Origin of the sequence: Streptomyces sp. NPDC096193, from assembly GCF_040302905.1 — a bacterium.
In the GTDB taxonomy this organism is placed as follows: Bacteria; Actinomycetota; Actinomycetes; order Streptomycetales; family Streptomycetaceae; genus Streptomyces.
This window is the reverse complement of the sequence record NZ_JBEOSJ010000058.1, coordinates 1-8,436: the sequence shown is the minus strand read 5'-3', so window position 1 is coordinate 8,436 and position 8,436 is coordinate 1. Positions and strand designations below refer to the sequence as shown.

7 protein-coding genes and 1 pseudogene are annotated in these 8,436 nt (G+C 68.2%); 4 read left to right on the top strand and 4 right to left on the bottom strand.

All coding sequences use genetic code 11. From position 1 onward, the window contains the following. Positions 1-230: 230 nt before the first annotated feature. Together ABTX78_RS35940 and ABTX78_RS35935 are read right to left on the bottom strand one after the other, a co-directional pair. Entirely contained in the window at positions 231-1,238 is a 1,008-nt protein-coding gene (locus ABTX78_RS35940) for a DNA polymerase Y family protein (protein ID WP_352210956.1), read from the bottom strand. Then, entirely contained in the window at positions 1,235-1,408 is a 174-nt protein-coding gene (locus tag ABTX78_RS35935) for a hypothetical protein (protein ID WP_352210955.1), read from the bottom strand. The genes ABTX78_RS35940 and ABTX78_RS35935 overlap by 4 nt, the downstream gene beginning before the upstream one ends. 106 nt (positions 1,409-1,514) lie before the next feature. On the opposite strand from ABTX78_RS35935, the gene ABTX78_RS35930 reads away from it, so the two are divergent. The 4 genes from ABTX78_RS35930 (at position 1,515) to ABTX78_RS35910 (ending at position 5,854) form a co-directional block, all read left to right on the top strand. Beyond that, positions 1,515-1,685, top strand: coding sequence for a hypothetical protein (locus ABTX78_RS35930; RefSeq protein ID WP_352210954.1), 171 nt, complete (start codon positions 1,515-1,517; stop codon positions 1,683-1,685). 369 nt (positions 1,686-2,054) lie between these two features. Further along, positions 2,055-2,669: a DUF4352 domain-containing protein gene (locus tag ABTX78_RS35925; protein WP_352210953.1), complete on the top strand. Its 615-nt coding sequence runs from the start codon at positions 2,055-2,057 to the stop codon at positions 2,667-2,669. Between the two features lie 152 nt (positions 2,670-2,821). Next, complete coding sequence (locus tag ABTX78_RS35920; RefSeq protein ID WP_352210952.1) at positions 2,822-2,959, top strand: hypothetical protein; 138 nt, start codon at positions 2,822-2,824, stop codon at positions 2,957-2,959. A 942-nt stretch (positions 2,960-3,901) separates the two neighbouring features. Continuing rightward, positions 3,902-5,854: a hypothetical protein gene (locus ABTX78_RS35910; RefSeq protein WP_352210951.1), complete on the top strand. Its 1,953-nt coding sequence runs from the start codon at positions 3,902-3,904 to the stop codon at positions 5,852-5,854. A 72-nt stretch (positions 5,855-5,926) separates the two neighbouring features. On the opposite strand, the gene ABTX78_RS35905 is transcribed toward ABTX78_RS35910, so the two are convergent. Together ABTX78_RS35905 and ABTX78_RS35900 are read right to left on the bottom strand one after the other, a co-directional pair. Further along, the gene (locus ABTX78_RS35905; protein ID WP_352210950.1) at positions 5,927-6,865 is read right to left on the bottom strand and encodes an SMI1/KNR4 family protein; all 939 of its coding nucleotides are present in this window, start codon (positions 6,863-6,865) and stop codon (positions 5,927-5,929) included. An 837-nt stretch (positions 6,866-7,702) separates the two neighbouring features. After that, positions 7,703-8,018: pseudogene (locus ABTX78_RS35900) on the bottom strand (hypothetical protein); the annotation flags it as partial. Positions 8,019-8,436 lie beyond the last annotated feature (418 nt).

Sequence of the window (8,436 nt, the reverse complement as noted above, 5' to 3'; positions counted from 1 at the left end):
GGGCCCACGCGATGCGTCTCTGCCCAGCAGAGCAACCCGACGGGACAGAGCACCACGGCCCGAATTAACCAACAGCGTCCCCTCACGGGCGGCGGGCCGTCCCAGGCGCTGACGTCATTTTCTCGTGAACATTCCCGAGCCCGTCGACCTCCAGCTGCTGCCCAAAGTGCCGGACAAACGCTGCTGCTGAAAGTGAACGAAGCCACGGCACCGGCAGTCTCCGGGAAGGGTCAGAGCCGGGAAGCGTCACGCGTAGCCAGGACTGCGGGTTTGACGGCGTCTGGGCCGAAGCGGGCGCGGGCGCGGTCGGCGGCGGCTTCGATGCGTCGGGCCTTGTCGTCGGTGGGGTCGAACGACAGCTGCCTGGTGGCGTGTTCGGCCGGCTGAAGGGCTTCTGCCCGCAGGGACATGCCGCGGACCCGCGCGCGTTCGAGGCCGAGGAGCTCGTAGAGGCTGTACGCGGTCTTGGTGAGTGTGGGGGAGTGGGCCGTGGGTTCCGCAAGCGTGCGGCTCTTGATCGTCGACGAACGGTCCGCATAGCGGACGGTGAGGGTGAGGGTGCGGGTGACGACGTCGTCCTCCCGCATTCGGGCGCCGAGCCGTTCGGCGAGGCCGAGGAGGGTGTGGTGGTGTTCGCCGGGGTCGAGTTCGTCCCGGTCGAAGGTGTGGTCGGCGCCGGTGGATCGTGGGGCGGCCTGAGGGATGACGGGCCGGTCGTCGAGTCCGCGGGCCCTGCCGTGCAGGGCGCGGCCGTCGGTGGCGCCGAGGATGCGCTGGACGGTCAGGAGAGGCAGGTCGGCGAGTTCGCCGATGCTGGTGAGGCCGTAGCGGGTGAGTCGTTTCGCGGTGGCCGGTCCGATGCCGGGCAGGGCGGCGAGCGGCTGGGGTCGCAGAAAGGCGGCGACGTCGTAGGGCGTGTGGCCGATGACGGTGATGCCGCCGGGGGTGGTCGTCGCGGCGGCCATGGAGACGATCATGCGGTTCGGGCCGGTGGCCGCCGTTGTACGTACTCCGTACAGGGCCAGGCAGCGCAGGCGAACCAGCTGCGCGAGTCCGCGTGCATCGGTATGGAAGAAGCGCAGGGCGCCGGTGATGTCGAGGTCGGCGGCGTTCGGCGGCAGGGCCTGGACCCGGGGCGTGATGTTCGCCAGTAGCCCCAGGAGCTGCTCGAACAACTCGCCGCTCGGGTCCGGTAGATGGAAGTGGACGCGGAGGATGGTGCGCGGGCTGTTCGTCATCCGGGGCTCCCGGGGCTGGTGTAGCCGAGCTTGGAGACGTCGGCCGCGCGGTCACCGGCAGGCTGGAGGTCAGCCCACGGATGCAGTTCAGCGCCAGTCTCGTGCCGGATGGTGCGCTGCGGACCAGCGGGCTGTGCGGGGGTGGGCTGGAGGCGGTCGGTGTCCAGCATGGTTGAAGCCGAGGTCGGAATAGCGACAGACCGCAGGGAGGGCCTGCGATCTCTCATCTCCCGCAGCCGCGCAGCCTTTCAGCGGCGGGACCAGTACGTCCACGGCATGTGGAGTGTCGACGGAGAGACCCTGGAGTGGGCCACCATGCGGACCCGCCGAAACAAGGCAGAGCCACAGCTCGGGCCGATGAACGGCGACGACGTGGCGCAGCTCGTGATGGAGCTGAACGCGCTGTCCAGCGCCCTCATGGGCTGGTTGATCAGCACGGACCCGTGACGGCGTAGCTTCAGCAGCCCCAAGGCGGTGTCCGGCCGGCCGAACTGGCATGCCTCGATGCCGCCCTCGGCGATGGCCTGCCGCGCCTCACGATCATCGGGTTCGTCACCGTGTCCCGGCGCCGTGAACGGCGAGCACCCCGAATAGGCCGCGGTCTCGGTCTACTACCCACGGGACCGATGACACCTCCACTGAGGCCTGCGCGGAGGGCAAGTGCCTGGCGAAGCTGCTGCCCCGTGTTCTGGGGCAGAGGCTTCGCCGTGTCCCCACGCGGTAACAGATCCGGTTGAATCCGGTACAGCCCGACACCTTCACCGATAACCTCGCGTTCCCCCCACACCACATCAGAACCGTACGAGGGGACAGGCGATGAGCCACCAGTACCCAGGCCCGGAGCAGCCCTACCGGGGTGGCCCGGTGCCCTACATGCCGCCGCCCCCGCCGAAGAAGGGCATGACCGGCCTCGCGATCACCGGCATCGTCATCGGCGGCATCTTCGCCTTCATCGTCGTCATCGGATTCATCGGCGCCGCCGCCGGCGGCAAGGACTCCAGCACCGACAGTAAGGGCAGCGCGGACACGGTGAGCAGCGCGCCCGAGGCGGCCCCTGCCGAGAAGCCGGCCGCGAAGCCCGCGGAGAAGAAGGAAGCCCCCGCGGCGCCGGTGAAGGTCACCGCGAAGAAGACCGTGTTCGTCCCGGGTGTCCTGCACGATGGGGGCGCGTACACCAGCGTCCGCGTCACGATCATGAACAACAGCGACAAGAAGATCAGCGTGAACCCGCTGTACTTCACGATCACCGACACCGACGGCACGAAGCACACCGCCGAACTCGCCGTCGACGAAAACCAGATCGACACCGTCGACCTCGCCCCCGGGGAGAACATCTCCGGCGCCGTCACAGGGAAGGGCAGCTTCACCGCGAAGTACGTGACGTACGTCGATGGGCTGCTCGGTGAGGGGGTGCGCGGGAACGTCTCCTGAGGATCCCGCTACGGGTGTAGTTGCGTTGATGATCGTGCCCCTGACCGTGGGTGGCAGATCCGGCGTGCCCGGAAATGCCGGGGCCGGGGATGCACCAGAAGGCTGAGTGCATTGGCGGCTGTGCGGAGCGGCCGAGGGGGAGTGGCAGGAGAATGCTGACCATCAACGTGGCGGTACTGCTGGCCGTCATCGTCTTCGTGCGGCTGCGCTGTCGGACCGAGGCGCGTAGTCGCATGGATGAGAAGGTGCCCCTCGTCCTGGTGCTGTCGCGGGCGTGCTGCTTGCACTGACGCCGGCAGGGCAAAGGCTGGCGGACGGGCTGGGCGGGCTGGTCGGCGGGACCAAACAAGCCGACGGCGAGTAGCCGATGCGGTGACCCCTGACGTGACCAGGCGCGCCGGGAGCCGGCGCTGACGCCTGGCGCGTAACCGGCGCTGCGCCTGTGATCCACCTGGGCTCCGATGCCCACTGCCGGCCAATGGCCCTCGTGCTCACTTGCCGGACAGGCTGGCGACGCCCCCGCCGTCACACACGTCATGGGCCGCTTTCGCGTCGCCCGACGGCGAGGACGGTCCCGCACCAGGCCGGACGTGGTCCTGGCCGACAAGGCGTACTGCCATTGTCATATGCCATCGAACGGCTCCCCGTCGCCGAGAAGCACTGCGTCGACGGCATGTGGACCTCGATGTCCTCGCGGCTGTCCGCCGCCATCACGGCTCTGAGGCCGTGTATCGCCTCCTCGGCCCCGACTGCATCCCCGCACCGGCCGAAGCAGCGACGTGGCAGCGCACGCACGCGCACAAGACCGGAGCGAGCCTGCATCCGTGGGCCGATCTCCATCCGCTGGCGAACGGTCCGTGAACCTCAAGCCCTCGGGTTCCAAAGGTGTGATGGTCGGCTTCGGCCACGGTCCGGCGAGGAATGCGCTGCGCGCTGCGCAGGAGATGGCTCGCCGTGGGGTTCCGGCGCTGGCATGACCTCTGGCCTGAATGAGTTCTCGCCCCAGTAAACCGTGATCTTGTTCATGTTGCTTTGCGTGTGGGCGTGGTGGGGTTGTGGTTGGCGTGTACAACTCACATAAGTCCAGGGGGATTGAAGAAGTGAGACTCTTACGCACGTTGGCGTGGCGGCATGTTGCCGCTGGTGCCGCGCTGGCGCTTGTGGCGGGGGTGGGCACTGCAGCAGCGGCTCCCGCGCCGCCTGCGCCCGGCCTATGGGCTTCCCCGGCGGAGGTGGCAGCCGCCGGGCGGCAGGACCTCGCGGCCATCGCCGCTGGAGGTGAGCGGCCGGTGTCGGGTAAGACCCCGTCGGCCGGCCCCAAGTTCGCCAAGGCGGGCACCGTCTGGCGGGTCATCACTCCGCAGGTGGTGCTGCGGAACACCGTGACCGACGCGGACGGCGACACCGCGAACCTGACGTTCCAGGTGTACACCACGAACGCGGACGGTACCCCGAAGGCGCAGGTCGACCTCGACGGGCCGGGTCAGCACGGAGTGCTGGTGTCGCCGTATGTGGCCTCGGGCGGCTTGGCGAAGGTGCCGGTGCCGTACGGCAAGCTGAAGCCCGGCGTGCTCTACAAGTTCCGCACCTCTGCCTTCGACGGCAGTCTGTATGAGACGACCTGGTCGCCGTGGGCGGACTTCCGCATCGAGCCGTATGTAAAGTTCCCCGCGGCGCAGACGTCGTCGACGATCGACTCCGACGCCCAGGAGATCATTGAGCTGAACCGGACTGATCCGGGGCCGGCGCTGCCAACGTTCGCCGCGTCGGGTGCCGTGAAGCGACAGGCGACCAAGCCACTTACCTGCGGTAGGGAAGATGCGAAGGGACGCAAACTGTGCATCGAGCTGTCCCCTCCCACGGCGGAGTCCGAGAAGCGGGCGAAGGCGCGGGCTGAGGCGCTGCGAAAGGCGGAAGCCGCCAAGGCCCGCAAGGCGGGTAAGTCTCCTGCCGCGGCGGCTGCGGCTGCCGCGGCCGCGCCTGCTGTAGAGCTGGTTGACTGGTGCTGGGACAAGGCGGTCGGCAAGGACTACATCAACCGCACGGAGGCGTGCCTGAAGAACATCGGGTCAGGGACGCTGGCGTTCGTCGACGCGGATGATGTGCAGATCGGTTTCGCCGAGTTCGACTTCGAGCAGCGGATCAAGGCGTACCCGAATAAGGGCGCGTCCGGGTCGGACTTCGCGGAGTTCGATCAGGCGATCGCCATCGTGCCGGTCTCGATCGACCAGGCGCTGAATGGCGTCACGATGAAGTGGAACGTCGGGTCCACGTGCGGCTCGTGTGTGACGTCGAACGTGAAATGGACGGACGGGCAGAACAACAACACCGGGCCGACCGCGTACTGGGACGTGGACGACTTCGGTCCGCCGTACGGTGACCGGTGGGGCCGGGTAACGACGCAGTGGAACGGCACGGGTAAGGAGACCATCGACCTGGGCTGGTCGGTGACCGCGACCGTGGACGCCAGCGACACCGCGAGCGCGACGGCGGACTTCGGAACCTCCGGGATCAAAGAGGTACGGGAACTTGCGCCGCGCTGCGACGACTACCTCAAGCCTTCGGCGCCGGGCTGTGTGCTGCCGTTTTTTCAGCCGACTTGGACGCTGGACACCAACAAGTACCCGGCCGCTGGGGGGTACTACTGGTACATGCAGCAGGTGATGCCCGATCACGCTGGTTCCGAGCGGTGGGACTCGCTGATGCACTACCTGGGCCCGGACACCCCGGTGAAGAACGGCGCCGGCAATCCGTGGAATTCGAACAACAGTCGTGATCGCGTATGTGATAGCACCTGGAGCGTGCACCCGTCCGATACGTCGGTGGGGTCGGTCGACTGTGACGAGTACGCGATGGCCTCGACGCACGAGTCCGGCGGCTATCCGAAGAGCGTGAACCTGGTGACGTCGGGCAGCGAGTGCGCCCAGTTGTTCACCGACAAGATGGGCGACGGCTCGGCGAACTTCGGCATCCTCGCGGACACCCGCACGGCGACGAAAGGGCCGAGCGGTACGGAGCGGTGCGGGCGTGCAGCCATCCCGAGTGTGCAGAACCAAAAGGCGTTCAGCGGGTTCCCGGCCCCGGAGTGGCGAATGCTGGACGGTGACGGGTTCTTCGTGAACCTTCCGGGGTTCGAGCACTGCACGTCGGCCGCAACTACCTGCACGTGGCGCAAGATCGGCTGACGTAGAGCGAGCGCCAGCAGGTGAAGCAGGAAGAGGGCCAGCCCACAGGGCTGGTCCTCTTCTCGTGTGTGGTCAGCCGGTGAGGGACTGCCACCGGTCTTCCAGCGCGGAGTCGAGCCTGCTGAGCCACACCAGGGTTCCACCGACCAGGCCGGGCTTGTCCCGCGTGGCCAGAGCCGGGGCTTCGAGCATGTCGGCAGCCTCTTCCAGGTAGGTGACCAGCGTGTCGAGTTCTTCGCCGGGGCTTTCGTTGTAGCGGGACCAGCGGCCCAGGTAGCCGGTCGTGGCATCGAGATACAGGCCCGAGGTGCGATCAGCCGCGCCGTGGGAGACAACCGGAATCCAGGCTGCTTTCCACACGGTGATCCGGTTGTACTCGGCGCGGCGGGTGTTGAGGGTGTCCTGGTCGGCCTGAGAGTCCATCTTCAGCCGATAGACGGCGGCCACGGCGTCCGGGGGCATCAGAGCCTCGTTGCCCGGAAGGCATCCCCAACCGTTGACCCCGTCGTCGCCTGCTGTCAGAGACCACAGAGCGCGCAGGTCGGCGGGTATCTGGATGCCGAGGTCCGCTTCCAGGGCGGTGACGGCGGCAGGGCTCACGCTGGCGCGAAGCGCCGCGTGGGAGTCGGGGGCGTTGTGCTGGAGCCAGCGGGTGATGCGCTGCCAGGCGTCGGTGATCTCCCGTCCGGTGACTGCGACGGCAGGATCGGCAGGCTGCTCCACTTCCTCATCCTGGGCCTGGGCATCCGCGGCGGGCTCGGCGGAGGGGACCACGTTCACGTACCGGATCTCGATCCGATCGGGTTCGAGGATGTAGCCGATGGCCAGGGCAGGACAGTCCTCAAACAGGTCGCCGTCGACCATCACGGTGAGGATGCCCGGCAGACCCGAGGGCTGGCCCATGTCCGGGTCGTCGGCCAACTGGCCGGCCACCACCTTCAGGGCGTAGGAGACGCCGGCCCCGAGTTGGGCGGCGGTGTCGCGTACCTGCGAGGGGATCTCAACATTCACGGCCCTGAAGCTCCTTGCTGGTCGGTCGGACGGCGGTGCCCCTCATACAGTAGGGGGCCCGCGCACACCGGCGGTGTGAGGGCGCCGGTCGTGCGGCGCGGTCAGGCGGTTGTCGGTCCCTGGCGGGCCCTTCGACGTGTTCAACGACGCTGCTTACCGTGCTTGCCGCCGCATGGCGCGCCCTGTCGCTGACCACGGCGGGCCTGTCCGGGTGCACGGCGCTGGGGCCTCACCACCGGTGGGAGTGGGGGAGGTGAACCCAACCGCCACTGTCGTTCCTGCCGGTGTGGCTGGGGCTGGTACGCGTGGCCCGCCCTGTTCACCGCGCCCGGCCCGCTGCCCTGACGCTGCTCCGGGGCCGTCGCGGCGGGTTGGGCAGACGACGTGGGGGCGGGAGGGCGACCACACGGGTGTGTGTCATGAGCTTGGCGCACGCGGCGCACACTTCGGCGAGGTGCCACACGCAGCCGACGGCCGGGTCGTGCCGCAGGACGAGAACGGTGTTGTTGGAACAGTGCACGCGCATGACCTCATGAGAGCTACGGCTCTGCGACCAGCACTGGCACGAGGCGCGCTCCCGCACCCGGGCGGCCTTGGCGTGGGAGAGGCGTGCAGGGCGGCGAACCGGCGCAGCCCCGCGATGTCCCGTGACTTGGCGGGCATGGTGCCGGCTCCGGTCGAGCACGTCACGGTCGCCGTCCGGTCGGCGTGCCCGGTCAGGCGCACGGTCCAGGTACGGCCCGGGGAGCGGCCGGTGGAGAGTTCAACGTGAGTAGTGCTCACGCGCAGCGTCCATTGGTCAGGATTCTCGGTGCTTGATGACTTCCCCGCATCGCGCCGGCGGAAGTCGATCGGACGCAGCAGTCGCGCCGCGTCCAGCACGTACGCGACCCGGTGCTGACCCGGATCCGCATACCGCACCGCATTCGTCAGCACCGCAGAGACGGAGAGCCGGTCGGCCAGCTGCAGCGTCCGCGCCGCAAGCCGCAAGAAACCCCGCCCCCGTCCCCGACAGCCCGTGATGGCCGACGTCCAGGCACAGCGAGCCGCCGAACAATTCCCGCCACGGTGCAAGAAGCTGCTCCGCCATGTTCGGCCGCCCGGCCGACAGCGCCCCCACCGGCTCCGTGGCGGGCCCCGGCAGCACGGTCAGCCACAACAGAACGGGTGGCTCTAGACAGCGCTGACGGGAACGTGCTGGAGCGGAAAAGTGAGTGCCATGGTCGATCAGGTTGAGTGAAACTGTGCCGATGAGCCCTCGACCCTTCCCGACGTCCTACGAACAGGCTCTCCGTCATGTTGCGGAGCGGTCATCCGGAGGTCCGGTGGATCCGGCGCTGCGCGTGACCCTCAACTTCCATCCAGACCGCTTGGTGCGAGGCAAGCTGATCTTGGATGCCTTGGTCGAGGACGGCGTCTGTGCCAGTCGTGCCAGCGAAACTCCCACCTTCGAAAGGGTGCGAGCTTGTTGGCGTCCCAGGGTAGCGGTGGGGCAGTCGTAAGGGCGGCCGGTTCCAGCTCGTAGTGACGCCGTGGGGTCCACGTCCGCTGTTGCTGGAGTCAGTGTGCTG